Source organism: Rhodococcus (subgen. Prescottella) equi (assembly GCF_003013675.1).
GTDB classification, from domain to species: domain Bacteria; phylum Actinomycetota; class Actinomycetes; order Mycobacteriales; family Mycobacteriaceae; genus Prescottella; species Prescottella equi.
The window spans coordinates 4,069,107-4,089,381 of record NZ_CP027793.1; the positions used below are offsets into that span (position 1 = coordinate 4,069,107).

Below are 20,275 nucleotides of genomic sequence, written 5' to 3' on the forward strand. Positions count from 1 at the left end.
ATCTCCTAACCCGTGACTACCTCGTACTGCGACATGGACATTGCCGCGAGTCTTCCCTCGCGGACCGCTTCGAGGACGGTGCGGGGGGCGACACAGTCGCCGACCCTCACCGCACCCTCGCCCACGGCCGACCACTCGTTCGGCAACGGAAGCGAACAGTCGACCAGTACCGAGCACGGTACGCCGAAGCGGACACCCGTGAAGCGGTTCTGCAGCAGCACTTCTCCCGCTGTCCCGGCCATCGGGAGAACCGCAAGAAGCGCCGTCACACCGGCGTCCCGCAGGCGTTTGTTCGCAGCCACCAGATCTCCCGTCGGCCCGAGTCTCGATCCGACCAACTGGTCGGGCGTCGCGATCGTGACGTCCACCCCGCGGTCCGCCAGCAGCAGTGCGACGGACACCGCCACCGGGCCGCCGACCGGGTCGAACACGACGACCGGCCCCGCATCCACCCTGGAACCGGACAGCACCTCGGCCGCGGTGAGCACGCGCATCGCGGCATCCACGGGGCACGGTGCCGGGCGGGGCCTGCTCCCGGTCGCGACGATCAGCGCCCCGTCTCCGCTCCGCCCGTCCGCGACATCGTCCGGCTCGATCTCGGCGGCCGTCCTGATCTCCACACCCAGTCGACGGCACTCCGCCTCGAGCCAATCGGCGAGCATCGACAGTCGTGTCCGGCCCGGTCCAGCTGCGGCGGTGCGGAGCATCCCACCGAGCCGAGTGGTGCGCTCCGTCAACGTCACCCGCAAGCCCCGCGACGCGAGCACGCGCGCCGCTTCGAGCCCGGCAGGTCCTCCGCCCACGACCTGCGCGGAGGCGGGGCCGGCCACTGCGACCGGTTCCGGATCGACAGTCTCGAATCCGGCCGTCGGGTTACCGATGCACGTCACCACCGGGTTGCGAGGATCCCGGACCAGGCAGGTCTGGTTGCACAGCACGCACGGCCGCGGGGCCGACCCGGCCCGCACCCGCGACACGAGGTCCGGCTCGGCAATCTGGGCGCGCGTCATCTCGACGAGATCCGCGACGCCGTCGTCGAGCGCCCGCTGCGCCTGCGCCGCGTCTACGACGCTGCCCTGCAACACCACCGGAACCCGGCCGCCCGCGGCAGCACGCATCGATCTGCACAGCCCGAGATTGAACCCGGGCGCGGTGTGGCCGTCCGGCCGATAGGCGGCGGTGGAGTACGGCCCGCCCCGGACCACCACGAGCAGGTCCAGCGACTCGGCCAACTCAGCGACGTGGTTCGCCGCGTCGTCCGGGGTGATGCCTGCCCACGGCGCCTGCTCGTCGCAGCTGAGCCGCAGCGACAGGATGCGGTCACCGAGTTCCGCCCGGACCGCAGCGAGCACCTCACGCGTGAGGTGCAGCCGATCGACGCCGTAGCCGTCGGTGCGCCGGTTCGTCAGCCCCGAATGAAACTGGCGCAGAAGAGAGGACGGGCCGGCGTCGAGCTCGACACCGTCTACGCCCGCGGCCACCGCGAGCCGGGCAGCCCGACCGAAACCCTCGACGAGCGCGGCGATCTCGCCGGGCTCCATCTCCATCGGCAGCTCCCGCGACACCGGGTCCGGGAAGCGAGACGGCGCCCACAACGCCGACTGCGACCACGCACTCGACCCCTGCAGCCCGGTGTGCCCGAGACCCGCGAGCACGAGCGTCCCGTGCGGGCGGCACGCGTCCGCCACCGCACGCCAACCCGGCTCGCAGTCCGCGGCCAGCGGGGACCGTTCGTACGGCCAGTCACTCCGGTGAACAGACGCGGTCTCGGTGACGATCAGTCCGGCGCCGCCGCGGGCACGACGTTCGTAGTACGCGACGTGCCGAGCGGACAGTGCGCGGGCGTCGCCCAGATTGGTCTCGTGCGGACCGAAGAGCACCCTGGCCGGGGCGATGCGCCCGGCCAGGGTGAACGGTTCGGTGAGGCTGCCGCGCACGCGCGCGGTGTTCTAGCCGACGCCGAGATCGCGGCGGAAGCCCTCGGGGACCACGAGGTCGTTCGGGCTCAGGTCGTGAATCGACTTGTGGCCCAAGCCGAGAACCGCCGAGTCGATGCCCCCGCGGAGGATGTCGAGGACGTTCTCGACACCTGCCTGGCCGTTGGCCGACAGACCCCAGAGGTAGGCACGCCCGATCATGACGGCGCGGGCGCCGAGGGCGAGCGCCTTGACGACGTCGCTGCCGCGGCGGATGCCGCCGTCGAGCACGACCTCGAGCTGATCACCGACCGCCTCGGCGATCGCCGGCAGCGCCCGGATCGGAGCGGGGGTGCCGTCGAGGTTGTTGCCGCCGTGGTTCGACACCGAGATCGCGGAGCAACCGGCGTCGAGTGCCCGCTTGGCGTCGTCGACCCGCATGACGCCCTTGAGCATGAACGGTCCGCCCCACTGCTCACGCAGCCAGGCGACGTCCTCCCACGTGGGCAGCGGCGTGCCCATCCACTGGCCGTACGCCCCGAAGAACGTGGGCGGCTGCTGGCCCGGCGCCGCCAGGTTCGGCGTCGTCAGGTCCGGGACCTTGCCGGTCTTTGCGAACTCCCACAGCCACTTCGGGCGGGTGATGCCCTCCGGCGCGAACTGGAACATCGCCTTGAGATCCATCTTCTCCGGGATCGACGGGCTGCCCCAGTCGCGGCCGTTGGAGAACGACCAGTCCAGCGTGATGATCAGACCGGTCGCACCCGCGGCGCGAGCCCGCTCCATGCGCTGGAGCAGCGTGTCGCGATCGCCGACCCAGTACATCTGGAAGAAGGTCTGCGGATTGGCTGCCGCGACCTCTTCGATGGACTTGCTCGCGAAGGAGCTGAGGCCGATCGCGGTGCCGCGTGCCGCCGCGGCGCGGGCGACCGCGACCTCGCCGTCCGGATGCACGGCCTGCACACCCGTCGGCGAGATCATCACGGGCATCGAAATGGGCTGGCCCATCACGGTGGTCGACAGATCACGCTCCCCGGACAGCCCGGCCACGTGCGGGGCGAAGCCGAGCTCGGAGAAGGCCGCGATGTTGTCGTCGACGGTCAGCCCCTTCTCGGAGCCGGCAACCAGTGCCGCATACACCGACTTGGGCAGACGCTTCTTCGCGCGCCGTTGCGCCTCGGCAACCGTCTCGAACCACGTGTTCTTGGCCATTGAAAAACCTCTCGTACTGCTCGTGAACTACTTCTATTCCATTCCGGCAAGCGGATTTTCGTCGCAGATCTTCGCCGGAGGACGGGTCAGCAGGGTCAGCGGCACCGGCGCCTGCGGCGTGCGCCGCTCGGCGCGCTTGCCGGTCCGTGAATGGTCCTGGCTCGACTTCGGTACCGTGCGATCGGCCTCGAGCGCGGACGTGCCGTAACCCTGGACGCACTCGGGGTCCGGGCCGTCCATCGGCAGGCCCGTGAAGAACTTGGCCGCCATGCAGCCGCCGCGGCACGAGTCGTAGTGGTCGCACTTGCTGCAGGCTCCACCGGTCTGCGGCGACCGCAGGTCCTGGAACAGCTCCGAGTGCTGCCACACCTGCTGGAAACCACCGTCCGAGACGATGTTTCCGGCCAGGAACTGGTCGTGGATCGCGAACGGGCAGGCATACACGTCGCCGATCGGGTCGATCAGGCACACGACGCGTCCGGCGCCGCACAGGTTCAGCCCCGGCAACGCGTCGCCGTACGCCGAGAGGTGGAAGAACGAGTCGCCCGTCAGTACACCCTCGCCGTTCGCGACCAGCCAGTCGTACAGCTCACGCTGCTGCTCCTGGGTGGGGTGCAGTTCGTCCCACACGTCGGCGCCGCGACCCGACGGCCGCAGGCGCGTGATGCGCAGCGTCGCACCGAACCGGTCGGCGAGCTCCTTGAACTCGTCGAGCTGGCTCACGTTCTCGCGGGTGACTACAACGGAGATCTTGGCATCCTTGAACCCCGCCTCGGCGAGATTCTCCAGCGCACGCACGGCCATCGCGAACGAACCCGGCCCGCGCACAGCGTCGTTCACCTCGGCGGTCGCGCCGTCGAGCGAGATCTGGACGTCGACGTAATCGCTGGCCGCCAGGCGCGCGGCGACCTTCTTGTCGATCTTGACGCCGTTGGTGGAGAACTTGACACCGACCTGGTGCTCGGTCGCGTAGTCGACCAGCTCCCAGAAGTCGGAGCGGACGGTGGGCTCACCGCCGCCGATGTTGACGTAGAAGACCTGCATGCGCTGCAGCTCGTCGATGATCGACTTGCACTGTTCGGTGCTGAGCTCGCGCGGGTCCCGGCGTCCCGAGGACGACAGGCAGTGCACGCACGACAGGTTGCACGCGTAGGTGAGTTCCCACGTGAGGCAGATCGGGGCGTCGAGACCGAGTTCGAACTGGTCTACGAGACGACCGACCTTGGGGACGAGCGGAGCGGCGGGAGACGACGTGGTCGCGGGCGGCTCGAGAACTGAGGTCATGGGCTGAGTCCTCAAATCTGAAGAGTCTGGTTGGGTACAGAACGTGAAGAAGAGGCTGGGATCAGGACGGCACGATCATGTGCGAGTCGGCGAGCGTGCCGAGGGCGCGCAGATACGGCCGCGCCGCATCCTCCTCGATGCCGTGCGCTCGCAGGGCTGCCCCGACGTTCGGGTGCTGGGGCAGCGATTCGACGATCTCGACGATGGTCCGGTTCTTCAGGAACGAGAGCTTGCGCGTCCCGAAGTGGTAGAGCAGCGCCCCGAAAGGTTCGGGGCGCAGCGCCACCTGCGGATGGAGCTTCCATGCCGCGTCGAGATCGATCGTGCCGGCCGACGAGCCGGAGCCGAGGGCCTGTTCGGACACGATCAGTACACGCCGCACATGCCGTCGATGGAAACCTCTTCCACGAGGGACTCCTCGACGAGCGAGCTCTCGTTGGCAGAAATGACACTGTCGCGATCGGACATCGATTCCTCCTCCAAATCGGACCCCAGCAGCGGGATCTGCGGTCATAGTGACTTCTTCACTGTGACTCGACTCACCACTGTAATGGCATCGGGTGCACAATGACTAGTGAAGGAGGTCACAGGAGTGTGCAGTCGTAGAAACCCGTCGTCGCGAATCGGCCGGAGGCCGACCACCACACGCGACCGCATCGCGGCGGTGGGCATCGACCTGTTCGCCACTCGCGGGTTCGACGACACCAGCGTCGACGACATCGCGGAGGCAGCGGGGATCGCGCGTCGCACGTTCTTCCGCTACTTCCCGTCGAAGAACGCGGTGCCGTGGGGAGACTTCGACGCGCATCTGGCCGAGATGCGCACCCTGCTCGCGGAGATGCCCGACGACGAGCCGATCCTGGACAACCTCGTCGCGGCGGTTCTCGAGTTCAACACCTTCCCGCCCGAGGTCACCGACGGCCACCGCCGGCGCATGGAACTGATCTTCGTGGTCCCCGCACTGCAGGCGTACTCCGTCGTGATGTACGAGGGATGGCGCAAGGTGATCGCCGAGTACGTGGCCGGTCGGCTCCACCTCCAGGCCACCGATCAGCTGCCCGGAACCGTCGGCTACCTGATGCTCGGCGTCGCGATGGGCGCCTACGAGACGTGGCTGGCCGACGACTCGGCCGACCTGATCGACCTGCTCACGAAGGGCAGTCGGATGCTCTACACCGGACTGTCCGAACTGCACGAGCCGCTACTGAACGGAACCGCCCCATGACGCTCGACTCGCTCGCACCCTGCGCCCCGGGACTGTGGTCGCACGACCACGTCACCGTCGAACGCGTCCCGAGTGGTCCGATCACCCTGACCCGCAGCGGGGACCGCTTGCACGTCCGGCACGCACTCGGCCCCGAAGCGCTGAGCGAGCGGCTGGTCGCCGAGGTGACCGCGTCGATCGGCGACGCCGACTTCGGACAGACGGAGTTCGAACTCACGATGGTCGGACTGGTGCGCTCCACGGTGCCGGGCGCGCTCGAGTCGTGGACCGTCTACTACCGCAATTCGCTCGAGGAACTACTGGACGGCACCGCGGACTTCGCGCCGATCCACGACAAGGCCGCCGCACTGGTCCGCGGCTCGGTGCTCGACCTCGGCTCGTGCTTCGGCTTCCTACCCCTGCGCCTGGCCCGCGCCGGCGTCCCCGTCACCGCGACCGACATCCTGCCGGGCACGATGACCCTGCTCGACGCCGTCGCACCCCGCCTCGGCATCCCGATCAGCACGCTCGTCTGCGATGCCGCGAACGTCCCGGTACCCGACGACAGCGCCGACACCGTGACCGCGGTCCACCTCCTCGAGCACGTCGACGCCCGCACCGGCGCCGACGTCGTCGCCGAGGCCCTGCGCATCGCGCGCGAACGCGTCGTCGTCGCCGTGCCGTACGAGGACGAGGCCACGGCGTGCCACGGACACGTCCGCACCTTCGATGCCGACGCACTGCGGGAGCTCGGCGCATCGACGGGGCGACCGTTCGACGTCTTCGACCACCACGGCGGCTGGCTCGTCCTCGAGGCCTGACGCCTCGAGGATTCGTGCGCGCGCTCGAGAATGCTCCCGATCAGCGGGAGCCGGAAGAGGCGAATTACCATCGCCCCGGTAGCGTCGCTACGCTGCTACGCTGAAACTAGAACACGTTCTAAACGTTCTACACTGATCCACGAGAGGACCAGAGTTCGCATGACCACTATCGACGTGCCGCACAGCTCTCGATCCGCGGTGCTCACCGTGTCCGGGGTGATCGAGGAAACCCCCGACTCGCGGTCGCTGGTCTTCGACGTCCCCGCGGACATGAAGAGCAAGTTCCAGTACAAGCCCGGCCAGTTCCTGACACTGCGCATCCCGAGCGATCAGACCGGCTCGGTCGCGCGCTGCTACTCCCTGGCCAGCTCGCCGTTCACCGACGACGCCCCCAAGGTCACCGTCAAGCGCACCGCCGACGGCTACGGCTCCAACTGGCTGTGCGACAACCTGAAGGTGGGCGACCAGCTCGAGGTGCTGCCTCCGGCCGGCGTCTTCACCCCGAAGTCCCTCGACCACGACTTCCTGCTCTTCGGCGGCGGCAGCGGCATCACGCCCGTCATGTCGATCCTGAAGTCGGCGCTGACCCAGGGCGGCGGCAAGGTCGTCCTCCTGTACGGCAACCGCGACGTCGAGTCGGTGATCTTCGCCGCCGAGCTGCGTGAGCTCGCCGCCAAGTACCCCGACCGCCTGACGATCATCCACTGGATCGAGACGGTGCAGGGACTGCCCAGCGTGACCCAGCTCGCGACGCTGGTGTCTCCGTACACCTCGTACGAGGCCTTCATGTGTGGCCCCGGCCCGTTCATGGACACCATCCACGAGGCCCTGGCCCAGGCCGGGATGCCGCGCTCGCAGGTCCACGCGGAGGTCTTCAACTCGCTGAGCGGCGACCCGTTCGCGGACGTCGAGCTCGAAGAGGTCACCGCCGAGGAGGCTGCCGACGCCGCCACCGTCGAGATCGAGCTGGACGGCGAGAAGCACAACCTCAGCTGGCCGCGGAAGCAGACGCTCGTCGACGTGATGCTGTCGAAGGGCCTGGATGTGCCCTACTCCTGCCAGGAGGGCGAGTGCGGCTCCTGCGCTTGCACCGTCATCGAGGGCGAGGTCTCCATGGAGCACGCCGGCGTCCTCGACGAGGAGGACATCGCCAACGGCTACATCCTGGGCTGCCAGGCCAAGCCGGTGACCGATCACCTCAAGATCGAGTTCTGACACTCGGCACCCGGTCCCAGGAAGGGCCCGACTCCACCGTCCGGTGGGTCGGGCCCTTCCCGCATCCGTACCCGTCGTGGCCGGAACTGCACGAACCCGTGACGTCAGTGCAATCCGGACAACATTGATCGGCCGGTCAGTCAGCGTGACACTGAGGGTGGAGGACACGATCCTTTCCCTAGGAGGCTGGTCATGAAGGCATCAACTCGTTGGCAGGACTACGCGGCCGTCATCATCGGCGCCTACGCAGCCCTCTCCCCACTGTGGCTCGATACCAACAACGCGGCGGTGTGGTCGCTGATCGTGCTCGGTGTGCTGATCGCGGTCGCCGGACTGCTCCACATGGCTCGACCGGAGATGGTCGCGGCGGACTACGCGATGGGCGTGCTCGGCGTGCTGCTGTTCATCTCCCCGTGGGTGATGAACTTCCACACCATGACCGGGGCAGCCTGGACCGCGTGGGTGGTCGGGGCACTCGCGGTCGTGGTGTCCGTCGTCGGAATGCCGGCGATGAGTTCGCGAATGCACGGGCACGGAGGGGTGGCCGCACACTGATCCACTCCGACCGGAAGGCACCCCCATGCCGCCGCGTCCGCGTCGGCGACGAAGCGTGAAGACCGACGGCGACGCCCGCGAGAAGATCCTCGACGCCGCCGAGACGCTGTTCGCCGCCCACGGCTTCGACGCAACGTCCACGGCCGCGGTCGCGGGGGCGGCGGGGGTGCCCAAAGGCCTGATCTTCTACTACTTCCCCACCAAGGCGGACATCCTGACCGCCCTGCTCGCCGAACGACTCCCGGCCGAACCGCTCGACGACCTCGCGCCGCTGGTCGCTCCCGGCGATCCCGCCACGAGCCTGGTGAACCTCGACAACGCGCTCAACCTGCGCGATCACCACTCGTCGGTGATGCGGGTGATCATCTGGCGCGAGGCCGAATCGCACCCCGACGTCCGCGACTACCTGCGCCGCTTCCGGTCGTACCTGCACGACGCCACGGTGCGGATCCTCGAGGCCAGCGCCGCGGTCCCGGTCCGGCCGGGAACTCTGCGGGCGTGCGCGAATGCGTGGGTGGCCGCGATGTTCTCCGCGGCCGGCAACGACCGGCTGCGCGATCTCGACGACATCCCCCGGCAGCACCGTGAGGAACTCGACCCCGTCGCGCAGGTCGTGGCCGCGGGCATGGCGCGCCTGGGCTGACGCCGACGACCCGCGCCGGACCGTCAGCGCGACGGCGCCGCGAGCAGGAGCCGTCCGGCGTCGAAGTTCGCGGCACTGATCGGCAGCTCGCCGCGAGTCCCACTGAGTAGGACCTCCACGGTGCCCTGGCCGGTGGTGTCCCGCCCGAGGGCGTCGATCCGGCGCAGGGTCTGGGCCGCCACGGCCTCAGCGCTGTCGAACAGCGCCACCCCGTCCGGCAGGTGCGCCGCGATCTCGTCGGCGACGAGCGGGTAGTGCGTGCAGCCCAGCACGACACCGGTGACGTCGTCCGGGGTGCGGGCGGCGGCCGCGGCGATGGCAGCCCGCGCGGCCTCGACGTCCCCGAGGTCGATCGCGTCGGCGAGCCCGTGGCACGCCACCCCCACCACCGAACTGCCGTTCGCGAATTCCTTCACGAGATTGGCCTGGTAGTCACTCGCGGTCGTGGCCGCCGTCGCCCAGATCGCCACCGAGTCGCACACCGCCGCGGCGGGCTTGATCGCGGGCACCGTGCCGATCACGGGAATCGAGTCCCCCAGGTCCGCGCGGACGTGCTCGAGCGCCGTGACGCTCGCGGTGTTGCACGGCAGCACGACGACCTCGGCCCCGCGGTCCACCGCACGACGCGCGGTCCCGACCACCCGGTCGATCACCCAGCGTTCGTCGCGCGGACCCCACGGTGCGCCCTCGGGATCGAGCGACAGCATCAGGTCGAGATCGGGCCGCAATCGACGCAGCCACGCAGACGTCGGCAGCAGTCCCAGACCCGAGTCGATGAGCGCAACGATCACCCGACAAATCTAGCCCGCTCAGGCAGGGGCGGACTCGAGCAGTTCCCCGATCGGCGCCCCGGCCGCGATCTTGGCGCGCATCTTCATCACCGCGCCGGCCGATCCCGCACCCACGACGGCGGTGAGGACGCCGTCCCGCGAGTAGTACACGACGAACTTGCGGCCGTCGTCCTTGACGACGTGGACGTCGTCGGTGGCCGACACCGCGCCCAGCGCCTGGATCTTGAGGCCGTACTGGTCGCTCCAGAAGTACGGAACCTGCGTCGGCGCGTTCGGATCGCCAGTGCCGGTGAGCGCGCCGGCCAGGATCTTCGCCTGGTCACCGGCATTGCTCCAGTGCTCGACGCGCTTGCACTCACCCGTTCCCAGGGTCCACGCCGCGACGTCGCCGATCGCCCACACGTGCGGGTCACCGGTTCGGCCGACCGCGTCGCACACCACACCGTTGTCCAGTTCGATACCGGAATCCTCGAGCCACCCGGTGACCGGCGTCGAACCGATACCGATCGCGACGACGTCCACCTCGAGTTCGGTGCCGTCGGTCAGGACGGCACCGACGACGCGTCCCTCGCCGGTGAGTTCGGCCAGCCCGACACCGGCTCGGACGTCGACGCCGGCCTCGACGTGCAGTCGTCCCACGAGCGCGCCGACCTGCGCACCGAGCACCGACGCGAGCGGCGCCGGCTGCGGCTCGACCAGGACGACCTCCATGCCGAGCGCCCGCATGCTCGCCGCCAGCTCGCATCCGATGAACCCGGCACCGACGACCAGCGCACGCTTGCCCTCGCCGAGATCGGCTCGCAGCGCCCGACTTTCGTCGATCGAGCGCAGGACGTGCACGCCCGCGAGGTCGGGCAGGCCGGGGATGCGGCGCGGGGTCAGGCCGGTCGCGACGATCAGTTCGCCGTACTCGACCTCGCTGCCGTCGGCCAACAGCAGCCGTCGTGCCGCCCGGTCCAGTCCGGTCGCGGCGGAGCCGAGGCGCAGCGCGATCCGGTGCTCGTCGTAGAACTCGCGCGGTCGCAGGGTGGTGTCGTCGTTCTCGCCCCGAACGACCTCCTTCGACAGCGGCGGCCGGTCGTACGGCAGGTGCGCCTCGTCGCCGACAATGACCAGTTCGCCGTCGTACCCGGACTGGCGCAGTTCCTCCGCCGCGCGGACGGCCGCCAGGCCGGCCCCGACGATCACGACCGGACCGTCGACCTTCTCGGTGCTGCTCATCCCTGCCATCCCCTCGGACCACTCCGACCACTCGAACACAACTGGAACATGTTCTACCAAATCGCCGTGATGCGCGACACCCCGTCGCCGGGCGCCGCCATCTCCGGCGCCACCCCACCCCGGTCACTACAGTTGATTTCGACCGGCACCGCATCGGGAGGGCGCCGGAAGAGGAGCGACGATGACCACTGATCCGGGTTCGTTCAGTTCGAGCGCGGGCCGCGCTCCGGTGCAGTTCGGGAGCGGCCCCTCGTCCGACCTCGTCAGCTCGCAGGGGCGGACGATCATCGCGGACGCCGTCGTCGCGAAGATCGCCGGCATCGCGACTCGCGAGATCGACGGTGTCTACGACGTCGGCGGTGGCACCGCACGCGTCGTCGGGGCACTGCGCGACCGTATCCCCGGTGCGCGCGTCAACCACGGCCAGGGCGTCGCCGTCGAGGTCGGCGAGAAGCAGGCCGCGATCGACATCGGCATCGTCGCCGAATACGGCGTCGCGCTGCACGAACTCGCGGCCGGGATCCGCCGCAACGTGATCGCCGCCGTCGAGAACATGACCGGGCTCGAGGTCACCGAGGTGAACATCACCGTCTTCGACGTGGTCTTGTTCGACGAGAACGATTCCGGCTCCGAGGTGGACGCCAAGCCGAGGGTCCAGTGACCGAGGCCGATATCCGAGCACCCGACATCGCAGACCTCGCCGCCGCGGCCGCGCTCGCGGTACCCGGCGTCTCGGGCCTGCACGGTGGCGAGTTCGGGACGGTCGCGACCTATCTGCCGGGGCGGCGGATCACCGGGATCAGCATCGGAGCGGACGCGTGCGCGGTCCACGTGATCCTGCGCTATCCGGCAGACCTGATCGCGACCGCCGATCGCGTTCGCGACGCCGTCCGAGCGGTCGTCGGCGTGCCCGTCGACGTGACCATCGAGGACCTGACGGACGAACTTCCCCACGACGAGACAGGACCACGGACATGAGCAGTACGGGTATGGGACTGATCGCAGGCCTGCTCCTCGCCCTCGCCGGAATCCTCGGCGGTTTCAGCGGATTCGTGTTCGCGGTGCTGCTCGGTGCCGTGGGCATGGCGATCGGCGCGCACCGTGACGGCCACCTCGACCTCGGCGCCCTACTGCGGTCCCGCGGCCGTGGCTGAGACCCCGGAAGACGATCCCGGCACCCGCGGAGGCCTCGTCATCAAGGACCGGGCCTACGAGAAGATCGCGACCACCGCGGCGCTCGGGGTACCCGGCGTCGTCGCTCAGGGCGGCGGGCTGACCCGCTTCACCGGACGCGATCTCCCACGTGCCGACGTCTCCGCCGGCGACGCGTCCGTGGCGCTGAACCTGTATCTCGGAGTCCAGTGGCCCTGCGACGTCGCCGAACTCACCCGCCGGGTCCACCGGGAGGTCGGCAAGCAGATCGAGGACCTGACCGGCCGTCCACTGCAGCGCCTCGAGGTCCTCGTCGCGGGCACCGAGGCCCTTCCCGCCGACGAGTCCGACGGCGGCGCGTGCCCGACGCCCGCGCCTGCCGACATCGTGACCCCGCCGCGGCCGCCGACCGCCGCGCCGGCGGCCGTGCCTGCTGCCGTGGTGACGGCGATCGGACTCCTCGCGCTCGCCGCCGTCGCCGCACGAGAACTGCTGATCGCCCGTGGCGTGATCGGCGGCGCGCCCTGGCTGCGAAACACCTTCGAGTGGATCGGACGCCTGCACTGGCAGCAGTGGCTCGTCCCGGCCGCCATCGCCGCACTTGCCGTCGGGATACTGTGCGTCCTGCTCGCGCTCGCTCCGCGGACCCGCACCCACGTCGCGCTCCGCACGGCCACCGGCGCTCCGACCACGTGGATGCGGCCGGTCGACGTCGCGCGCATGTGCAGCGCGCGGGCCAGCACGGTGCCCGGTGTGGCCGTCGCGCACACGACGGTCGATCGCCGACGGTCCACCGTCCACGTGCGTCCGGACGAGACCGTCGCCGGGGAGGCCGTAGCGGCGCTCGAACAGGCCGTCGCCGACTCCGTGCGCGCGAGCCTCGACGTTCTCGACCGCCCGCTGAAACTCCGGGTGAAGATCCGCACGCGCGACCGGCGGCGGGCATGAAGCGCGGACCGGCGGCACTCAACCGCCTCCTCGTCCTGCTGATCGGTCTCGTCCTGGCCGGCCTCGGTGCGGCGGCGCTCGCGTGGGACCGCGATGTCGCGGCCGTGCGCGACGCGGTCGGCCGACTCGACCGCGACCGCGTCGTCGCCGTCCCCGACGAACCGTGGTGGCACTGGGCGCTCGGCGCGACGATCGGCGTCTGCCTCGTGCTCGGGATTGTCGTCCTGGCCGTCGACCTGAGTCGCCGCAGGGCCGCGCCCACCGGCATGCTCGAGAGCGTCACCGACACCCCCGTGTCCATCGATCTGGGCCCGATCGCGACCGGCGTCGCGGCCGAACTGGCCAGGCTGCCGGGGGTGCGCCGGGCCCGCGGACGTGCACTTTCCGACCGCGGGCTCGCCACGATCCAGGTCACTGTCGAGGCCGACCCGCGCACCGACATCGCGGCCCTGACCGACGCCGCGGACCGCGTCGCCGCGACCACGACAGCCGCCCTGGGCGGCTCGGCGATCGCGGACGTGGCGGTCCGGGTGCTGCTCCACCTCGATCGCACCGACCAACCGCCGGTGCCCGCCCCGCGGCCGCAGCCCGAGTCCGAGGGTGGAGGAGACTGACCCCATGCGTGACACGGACTCCGAACTCTCGACCGACGATGCATGCTTCGAGGGGGACGACTTCTCGGACGCCGACTTCTCCGGCGAGAACTGGCAACACCGCTCCTACGTGGGCTGTCTGTTCCGCGACACCGACCTCTCGGGCCTCGTCACCGAATCGGTGACGTTCACCGACTGCGATTTCACGGGCGCCGACCTCACCGGTTCACAACACAGCGGCTCCGCGTTCCGGAACTGCCACTTCGAGTACACCCGCATGTGGGACAGCTCATTCCGCCACTCGAGTTTCCTCGGATCGGTCATCCGGGACTCCCGCATCCGTCCGCTCACCCTCGAGGAAGTCGACTTCACGCTCGCCTCCCTCGGCGAGATCGACCTGCGCGGCGTCGACCTGTCGGGCTGCAGACTGCGGGAGGCGAATCTCGTCAAAGCGGACCTGCGCAAGGCGATCCTGCGCGGGGCCGACCTCACCGGCGCCCGCACGGGCGACCTCCGTCTCGACGACGCCGATCTCGAGGGCGCCCGCGTCGATCCCTCGCTGTGGACGTCGGCGAAGCTCGGCGGTGCCCGCATCGAGATGAACCAGGCCGTGAGCTACGCGGCCGCACACGGGCTGCGCGTCGCCGGCTACTGAGCCGGCCGAACGAACTCCGGCTGATCGAGCACCCGCAGCCAGCTGCCGTCCGGCTGACGCCGCACGACCTGCGCGCGGGCCCCGGCCCCGTCTCGGGGCGGCGTGGACGTCAACGCGAGATCGCCGCTGACGAGCGTCGGCAGCGGCGGCTCCGGCTCGAAGCGCGGCGCGTGCGCGAGCACCTGAGCCCACAGGTCCCGGATCGCCGCGCGACCCACCGTGACGGAACCCGGCGGAAATGCCATCACAGCGTCCTCCTCGTAGAGGGCGGCGACGCCGTCCGCGTCCCCGGCGTTCGACCGCTTCACGAACAACCTCGTGAGGTCCTCGGGGGTCATCGCCTTCTCGACATCCGCTTTCGTCATCGATCTGTCCTCTCGTAGCTACCGAATCCGTCCGTACCAGCCTCGATCACTACAGACCAGAACTCCAACAGATAGTTCTGCTGATATCTAGAATTCACAGTTATGGAGTTGCGTCAGCTGGAGTACTTCGTCGCGGTCGCCGAGGAAGCCAATTTCACCCGCGCCGCCGCGCGCGTACACGTCAGCCAATCGGGTATCAGCGCACAGATCCGACAGCTCGAGAACGATCTGGGCGCCCCGTTGTTCGACCGCTCGACGCGCGTCGCGGCGCTCACCGTGGCCGGAGAAGCCGCCCTCGCACACGCCCGCGCCGCACTGGCCGCCGCCCGCGCGGTCCGTGACGCCGTCGATGACGTCAACCAACTCGTGCGGGGCCGGCTCGAGGTCGGCATGGTCACCGCCTGCACCGTGACGCCGCTGTTCGACGCCCTGTCCTCGTTCCATCGGGCGCATCCGGGGATCGACGTGAGCCTGAGGGAGGACAACTCCGATCGGCTCGTGGACGACGTCCGCGCCGGCGCCGTCGACCTGGCGCTCGTCGGGGTCGCGGGCGCGGAGCCCGCCGGGCTGCACTCGTTCACCGTCGCGCGCGAGAGACTCGTCGCGGCGGTCCCGGGCAACCATCCGCTGGTCCAGCTGTCGTCGGTGACGCTCGCCGACGTGTGCGCGCATCCACTCGTGACGTTGCCGCCCGGCACCGGCATTCGCACGGTCCTGGACCGGGGGTGTGCGGATCTGAACTGCCGGGCCTCCATCGCCCTGCAGGCCAGCGCCCTCGACGCCGTCGCAGACCTCGCGACGCGCGGGCTGGGCGTGGCGATCCTCAGCGAGTCGATGGCCACGTCGTACCCCGATCTGGCGTCGCGGGTGATCGCCGACGTCGACGTCGAGGCGGTGCTTGCCCTCGTCTGGAGGCCGGAGATCTCGCCTGCTCTGCGCGAGTTGCTCTCGTTCACGAAACGCGCGTTCGCCTGACGGGACGGCGTCCGCGCGAAGCCGGTGCCGCACCGGCACCGAAAACGCCGAAGGGCGCCCACTCCCGAAGGAGTGAGCGCCCCAGGCGTCAGTGAGAACTAGCTCACTTGATGATCTTCGTGACGCGACCGGCGCCGACGGTGCGGCCACCCTCACGGATCGCGAAGCGCAGGCCCTCGTCCATGGCGACCGGCTGGATCAGCACGACGGACATCTCGGTGTTGTCACCGGGCATGACCATCTCGGTGCCCTCGGGGAGGGTCACAACGCCCGTCACGTCAGTCGTACGGAAGTAGAACTGCGGACGGTAGTTGTTGAAGAACGGGGTGTGGCGGCCACCCTCGTCCTTCGACAGGATGTACGCCTGGCCCTCGAACTCCGTGTGGGGAGTCGTGGTGCCCGGCTTGACGACGACCTGGCCGCGCTCGACATCCTCGCGCTTGATGCCACGAACCAGCAGACCGACGTTGTCGCCCGCCTGGCCCTGGTCGAGCAGCTTGCGGAACATCTCGATGCCGGTGACCGTGGTCTTGGTCGACTCGGGGCGGATGCCGACGATCTCGACCTCTTCGTTGACGTTGATCACGCCACGCTCGATGCGGCCGGTGACGACGGTGCCACGACCGGTGATCGTGAAGACGTCCTCGACGGGCATCAGGAACGGCTTGTCGGTCTCACGAACCGGGTCCGGGATGGACTCGTCGACCGCAGCCATCAGATCCTCGATGGACTTGACCCACTTGGCGTCGCCCTCGAGAGCCTTCAGAGCCGAGATCGGGATGACCGGAGCCTCTTCGTCGAACTCCTGGCCGGCCAGCAGCTCGCGGACCTCCATCTCGACGAGCTCGAGGATTTCCTCGTCGTCGACCATGTCGGCCTTGTTCAGGGCGACGAGGATGTAGGGCACGCCGACCTGGCGGGCGAGCAGCACGTGCTCACGCGTCTGGGGCATCGGGCCGTCGGTGGCGGCCACGACCAGGATCGCGCCGTCCATCTGAGCAGCGCCGGTGATCATGTTCTTGATGTAGTCGGCGTGACCCGGGGCATCGACGTGAGCGTAGTGACGCTTCTCCGTCTGGTACTCAACATGCGAGATGTTGATCGTGATGCCGCGAGCCTTCTCCTCGGGAGCCTTGTCGATCTGGTCGAACGCGAAGCTCTCGTTGAGGTCCGGGTACTTGTCAGCGAGCACCTTGGTGATGGCCGCGGTCGTCGTGGTCTTGCCGTGGTCGACGTGACCGATGGTGCCGATGTTCACGTGCGGCTTGGTCCGCTCGAACTTCGCCTTCGCCACTGGATGTCCTCCTGGACTGATTGTGCTTGCGGTATGCAGCAGTGCGGTTGGTTATTACTTTGGTCGTGCTTCGGCCGACGAAACCGAGGTTACTCGCCGGTCGCCTTGGCGATGATTTCCTTCGAGACGTTCGCGGGAACCTCTGCGTAGGAATCGAACACCATGGAGAAGTTCGCGCGACCCTGGGTCTTCGACCGCAGGTCACCGATGTAACCGAACATCTCCGAGAGCGGAACCAGCGCCTTCACGACACGGGCACCACTGCGTTCCTCCATGGCCTGGATCTGGCCACGGCGGGAGTTGAGGTCGCCGATCACTTCACCCATGTAGTCCTCGGGCGTGGTGACCTCGACAGCCATGAGGGGCTCGAGAATGACCGGGCCGGCCTTGCGGGCAGCTTCCTTCAGCGCCTGCGAACCGGCGACCTTGAAGGCCATTTCCGAGGAGTCGACGTCGTGGTACGCGCCGTCGAGCAGGGTCAGCTTCAGGTTCACGAGCGGGTAGCCGGCGAGAACACCGTACTGCATCGCGTCCTGCGCACCGGCGTCGACCGAAGGGATGTACTCGCGCGGAACGCGGCCACCGGAGACCTTGTTCTCGAACTCGTAGCTCGCGCCGTCCTCGCCGACGAAGGGCTCGAGGGCGATGATGACCTTTGCGAACTGGCCCGAACCACCCGTCTGCTTCTTGTGGGTGAACTCGTGCTTCTCGACCGGACGCGTGATCGTCTCGCGGTACGCGACCTGCGGCTTGCCGACGTTGGCCTCGACCTTGAACTCGCGACGCATACGGTCGACGAGGATGTCGAGGTGCAGCTCGCCCATGCCGCCGATGACGGTCTGGCCGGTCTCCTCGTCCAGCTCGACCGAGAAGGTCGGGTCCTCTTCCGCGAGCTTCTGGATCGCGGTGCCCAGCTTCTCCTGGTCGGACTTGGTCTTGGGCTCGATCGAGACCTGGATGACCGGATCCGGGAACGTCATCGACTCGAGGACGATCGGGTTCGCCTGGTCGCACAGGGTGTCACCGGTCGTGGTGTCCTTCAGGCCGATCATCGCGTAGATGTGGCCCGCGACGGCCTCGTCGACCGGGTTCTCCTTGTTGGCGTGCATCTGGAAGAGCTTGCCGATGCGCTCCTTCTTGCCCTTGGTCGCGTTGAGGACCTGGGCACCCGGCTCGATACGACCCGAGTAGACGCGCACGAAGGTGAGCTTGCCGAAGAAGGGGTGCGCCGCAATCTTGAAGGCCAGAGCCGAGAACGGCTCCTCCTTGCTGGGCTTGCGGGTCAGCTCCTCTTCCTCGTTGTTCACGGCGTGGCCGTGGACCTCGCCGATGTCCAGCGGGTTCGGGAGGTAGTCGATGACCGCGTCGAGCATGGGCTGAACGCCCTTGTTCTTGAACGCGGAGCCACACAGCACCGGGTACAGCTCGGAGGCGACCGTCATCTTGCGGATGGCGCCCTTGATCTCCTCGACCGTGAGCTCCTCGCCACCGAAGTACTTCTCCATGAGAGCTTCGTCGGACTCGGCAACGGTCTCGAGCAGCTTCTCGCGGTACTCGGCAGCCTTGTCGGCCAGATCCGCGGGGATCTCCTCGATGGTGGGCTCGGCACCGGTCGGGACGACGCCGCGCCACGTGATGGCCTTCATCTCGACGAGGTCGACGACGCCGTCGAAGTCGTCCTCTGCGCCGATCGGCAGCTGGAGAACCAGCGGCTTCGCGCCGAGGCGGTCGATGATGGTCTGCACGGTGAAGTAGAAGTCCGCGCCCATCTTGTCCATCTTGTTGACGAAGCAGATGCGCGGAACGTCGTACTTGGCAGCCTGGCGCCAGACCTGCTCGGACTGGGGCTCGACGCCCTCCTTGCCGTCGAAGACGGCAACGGCGCCGTCGAGGACACGGAGGGAGCGCTCGACCTCCACCGTGAAGTCGACGTGGCCGGGGGTGTCGATGATGTTGATCTGGTTCTTGTTCCAGAAACAGGTCACAGCAGCGGAGGTGATGGTGATACCACGCTCCTTCTCCTGCTCCATCCAGTCGGTGGTCGACGCACCGTCGTGGGTCTCACCGATCTTGTAGTTCACACCGGTGTAGAAGAGGATGCGCTCGGTGGTGGTGGTCTTGCCGGCATCGATGTGCGCCATGATGCCGATGTTGCGGACCTTGTTCAGGTCGGTCAGCACTTCCTGTGCCACAGGATTCTTCCCCGCTCGTTGATCGTGTCGGCCCTTCTGGGGCCACGTCTCTTTTTCTTGTCAGCCGGCCCGGTGACGGAACCGACACAGTAGTGACAACGCCAGGCCGAGGGTTTTCGTGCCCGTAAGGCTCCCTCGGCCTGGCGTGGTATCACCAGCGGTAGTGCGCGAACGCCTTGTTGGCTTCAGCCATCTTGTGGGTGTCCTCGCGACGCTTCACGGAAGCGCCCAGGCCGTTGCTCGCATCCAGAAGCTCGTTGGCGAGACGCTCGACCATGGTCTTCTCACGACGGGCGCGCGAGAAGGTCACCAGCCAGCGCAGCGCCAGCGTGGTGGAACGGCCCGGACGAACCTCGACCGGCACCTGGTAGGTGGCGCCACCGACACGACGGCTGCGGACCTCGAGGGCGGGCTTGACGTTGTCGAGCGCGCGCTTGAGGGTGACGACCGGATCGGTGCCGGTCTTCTCGCGAGCCTGCTCGAGGGCACCGTAGACGATGCGCTCGGCGGTGGACTTCTTACCGTCCAGCAGGATCTTGTTGACGAGCTGGGTGACCAGCGGCGAACCGTAGACCGGATCCGCGACGAGCGGCCGCTTGGGAGCGGGACCCTTACGAGGCATCAGCCCTTCTCCTTCTTCGCGCCGTAGCGGCTACGCGCCTGCTTGCGGTTCTTGACACCCTGGGTGTCGAGCGAGCCGCGGATGATCTTGTAGCGCACACCCGGGAGGTCCTTCACACGACCGCCGCGGACGAGCACCATCGAGTGCTCCTGCAGGTTGTGGCCCTCACCCGGGATGTAAGCGGTGACCTCGACGGAGCTGGTCAGGCGCACACGGGCGACCTTTCGCAGCGCGGAGTTCGGCTTCTTCGGGGTGGTGGTGTACACGCGAGTGCACACGCCACGGCGCTGCGGGCTGCCCTTCAGGGCCGCGGTCTTGACCTTGGCGGCCTTGTCGCGGCGGCCCTTGCGGACCAGCTGGTTGATGGTTGGCATGTACCGGCTTTCTTTCTTCGGTTCCAGACTGCTCAGTCGAGCAACCCTGGCTGTTCTGAAATCAGGGATCCATCGGTTGGGGCAAGGAAGCAACTGCCCCGCACCCATCCTCGTGCACACGAGGTCGGGCGTGTCGCGTACCCCCACACAGGCAGCCGGATGCTCGCACCTGCAGAAACCGCAGAATTACGTGCACGGCAATGCCCCGCATAGGCACACAGATCGGCCCGATCACGCCGGAGA

At 68.5% G+C, this 20,275-nt stretch carries 24 protein-coding genes; 12 read left to right on the forward strand and 12 right to left on the reverse strand.

All coding sequences use genetic code 11. The annotated features are described in order from the left end of the window. Positions 1-5: 5 nt before the first annotated feature. The 5 genes from C7H75_RS18875 to mftA form a co-directional block, all read right to left on the reverse strand. The gene (locus C7H75_RS18875) at positions 6-1,937 is read right to left on the reverse strand and encodes a mycofactocin system FadH/OYE family oxidoreductase 1 (RefSeq protein ID WP_106851690.1); all 1,932 of its coding nucleotides are present in this window, start codon (positions 1,935-1,937) and stop codon (positions 6-8) included. A gap of 12 nt (positions 1,938-1,949) precedes the next feature. Next, positions 1,950-3,128: a pre-mycofactocin synthase MftD gene (mftD, locus tag C7H75_RS18880; RefSeq protein WP_005518307.1), complete on the reverse strand. Its 1,179-nt coding sequence runs from the start codon at positions 3,126-3,128 to the stop codon at positions 1,950-1,952. A gap of 33 nt (positions 3,129-3,161) precedes the next feature. After that, positions 3,162-4,412, reverse strand: coding sequence for a mycofactocin radical SAM maturase (gene mftC, locus C7H75_RS18885; RefSeq protein WP_005518306.1), 1,251 nt, complete (start codon positions 4,410-4,412; stop codon positions 3,162-3,164). Positions 4,413-4,473: 61 nt separating this feature from the next. After that, positions 4,474-4,794, reverse strand: a complete 321-nt coding sequence (mftB, locus tag C7H75_RS18890) for a mycofactocin biosynthesis chaperone MftB (RefSeq protein ID WP_022597407.1) — start codon at positions 4,792-4,794, stop codon at positions 4,474-4,476. Further along, positions 4,779-4,880, reverse strand: coding sequence for a mycofactocin precursor MftA (gene mftA / locus C7H75_RS18895; protein WP_103143061.1), 102 nt, complete (start codon positions 4,878-4,880; stop codon positions 4,779-4,781). Before mftA ends, mftB begins: the two co-directional genes overlap by 16 nt. Before the next feature lie 124 nt (positions 4,881-5,004). Between mftA and mftR the strand changes: the two genes are divergently transcribed. The 5 genes from mftR (at position 5,005) to C7H75_RS18920 (ending at position 8,850) form a co-directional block, all read left to right on the forward strand. Further along, positions 5,005-5,637, forward strand: coding sequence for a mycofactocin system transcriptional regulator MftR (gene mftR, locus C7H75_RS18900; protein ID WP_106852042.1), 633 nt, complete (start codon positions 5,005-5,007; stop codon positions 5,635-5,637). After that, positions 5,634-6,437: a mycofactocin oligosaccharide methyltransferase MftM gene (gene mftM / locus C7H75_RS18905; RefSeq protein ID WP_005518303.1), complete on the forward strand. Its 804-nt coding sequence runs from the start codon at positions 5,634-5,636 to the stop codon at positions 6,435-6,437. The genes mftR and mftM overlap by 4 nt, the downstream gene beginning before the upstream one ends. Positions 6,438-6,596: 159 nt before the next feature. After that, the gene (locus C7H75_RS18910) at positions 6,597-7,652 is read left to right on the forward strand and encodes a ferredoxin--NADP reductase (protein WP_005518302.1); all 1,056 of its coding nucleotides are present in this window, start codon (positions 6,597-6,599) and stop codon (positions 7,650-7,652) included. Positions 7,653-7,844: 192 nt separating this feature from the next. Then, positions 7,845-8,207, forward strand: a complete 363-nt coding sequence (locus C7H75_RS18915; RefSeq protein ID WP_013416921.1) for an SPW repeat protein — start codon at positions 7,845-7,847, stop codon at positions 8,205-8,207. A 25-nt stretch (positions 8,208-8,232) separates the two neighbouring features. Further along, complete coding sequence (locus C7H75_RS18920) at positions 8,233-8,850, forward strand: TetR/AcrR family transcriptional regulator (protein ID WP_005518300.1); 618 nt, start codon at positions 8,233-8,235, stop codon at positions 8,848-8,850. 23 nt (positions 8,851-8,873) lie between these two features. Here C7H75_RS18920 and C7H75_RS18925 read toward each other — a convergent pair whose 3' ends face one another. Next, complete coding sequence (locus C7H75_RS18925; protein WP_005518299.1) at positions 8,874-9,641, reverse strand: glutamate racemase; 768 nt, start codon at positions 9,639-9,641, stop codon at positions 8,874-8,876. An 18-nt stretch (positions 9,642-9,659) separates the two neighbouring features. Then, complete coding sequence (locus C7H75_RS18930; RefSeq protein ID WP_080559339.1) at positions 9,660-10,871, reverse strand: NAD(P)/FAD-dependent oxidoreductase; 1,212 nt, start codon at positions 10,869-10,871, stop codon at positions 9,660-9,662. A 172-nt stretch (positions 10,872-11,043) separates the two neighbouring features. Here C7H75_RS18930 and C7H75_RS18935 point away from each other — a divergent pair, with 172 nt between their 5' ends. From C7H75_RS18935 to C7H75_RS18960, 6 genes are read left to right on the forward strand one after another with little or no spacing between them, the layout of a single operon-like run. After that, positions 11,044-11,523: an Asp23/Gls24 family envelope stress response protein gene (locus C7H75_RS18935; protein WP_022597412.1), complete on the forward strand. Its 480-nt coding sequence runs from the start codon at positions 11,044-11,046 to the stop codon at positions 11,521-11,523. Next, the gene (locus C7H75_RS18940; RefSeq protein ID WP_005518284.1) at positions 11,520-11,840 is read left to right on the forward strand and encodes an Asp23/Gls24 family envelope stress response protein; all 321 of its coding nucleotides are present in this window, start codon (positions 11,520-11,522) and stop codon (positions 11,838-11,840) included. The genes C7H75_RS18935 and C7H75_RS18940 overlap by 4 nt, the downstream gene beginning before the upstream one ends. Beyond that, complete coding sequence (locus tag C7H75_RS18945) at positions 11,837-12,016, forward strand: hypothetical protein (RefSeq protein WP_005518282.1); 180 nt, start codon at positions 11,837-11,839, stop codon at positions 12,014-12,016. Before C7H75_RS18940 ends, C7H75_RS18945 begins: the two co-directional genes overlap by 4 nt. Continuing rightward, positions 12,009-12,962 (forward strand): DUF6286 domain-containing Asp23/Gls24 family envelope stress response protein, encoded by a 954-nt coding sequence (locus C7H75_RS18950; protein WP_022597416.1) that lies wholly within the window; start codon positions 12,009-12,011, stop codon positions 12,960-12,962. The genes C7H75_RS18945 and C7H75_RS18950 overlap by 8 nt, the downstream gene beginning before the upstream one ends. Beyond that, complete coding sequence (locus tag C7H75_RS18955) at positions 12,959-13,576, forward strand: hypothetical protein (protein WP_013416926.1); 618 nt, start codon at positions 12,959-12,961, stop codon at positions 13,574-13,576. The genes C7H75_RS18950 and C7H75_RS18955 overlap by 4 nt, the downstream gene beginning before the upstream one ends. A 4-nt stretch (positions 13,577-13,580) precedes the next feature. Beyond that, entirely contained in the window at positions 13,581-14,210 is a 630-nt protein-coding gene (locus C7H75_RS18960) for a pentapeptide repeat-containing protein (protein WP_106851691.1), read from the forward strand. Here the strand turns inward: C7H75_RS18960 and C7H75_RS18965 are convergent. After that, on the reverse strand, positions 14,204-14,575 hold the full coding sequence (locus C7H75_RS18965) for a YybH family protein (protein WP_106851692.1): 372 nt from the start codon (positions 14,573-14,575) through the stop codon (positions 14,204-14,206). The genes C7H75_RS18960 and C7H75_RS18965 overlap by 7 nt on opposite strands. A 102-nt stretch (positions 14,576-14,677) precedes the next feature. Between C7H75_RS18965 and C7H75_RS18970 the strand changes: the two genes are divergently transcribed. Further along, on the forward strand, positions 14,678-15,550 hold the full coding sequence (locus C7H75_RS18970; protein ID WP_106851693.1) for a LysR family transcriptional regulator: 873 nt from the start codon (positions 14,678-14,680) through the stop codon (positions 15,548-15,550). A gap of 103 nt (positions 15,551-15,653) precedes the next feature. Here the strand turns inward: C7H75_RS18970 and tuf are convergent, their stop codons facing one another. The 4 genes from tuf to rpsL all read right to left on the reverse strand — a co-directional run bounded on the left by tuf (position 15,654) and on the right by rpsL (position 20,032). Continuing rightward, complete coding sequence (gene tuf / locus C7H75_RS18975) at positions 15,654-16,844, reverse strand: elongation factor Tu (protein WP_005518275.1); 1,191 nt, start codon at positions 16,842-16,844, stop codon at positions 15,654-15,656. A gap of 89 nt (positions 16,845-16,933) precedes the next feature. Continuing rightward, positions 16,934-19,036: an elongation factor G gene (gene fusA / locus C7H75_RS18980; RefSeq protein WP_005518274.1), complete on the reverse strand. Its 2,103-nt coding sequence runs from the start codon at positions 19,034-19,036 to the stop codon at positions 16,934-16,936. Between the two features lie 151 nt (positions 19,037-19,187). Next, positions 19,188-19,658: a 30S ribosomal protein S7 gene (rpsG, locus tag C7H75_RS18985; protein ID WP_005518273.1), complete on the reverse strand. Its 471-nt coding sequence runs from the start codon at positions 19,656-19,658 to the stop codon at positions 19,188-19,190. After that, positions 19,658-20,032 carry a 30S ribosomal protein S12 gene (rpsL, locus tag C7H75_RS18990; protein ID WP_003937662.1) on the reverse strand — a complete coding sequence of 125 codons (375 nt, stop codon included), beginning with the start codon at positions 20,030-20,032 and terminating at the stop codon, positions 19,658-19,660. Before rpsL ends, rpsG begins: the two co-directional genes overlap by 1 nt. Between the last annotated feature and the right edge of the window lie 243 nt (positions 20,033-20,275).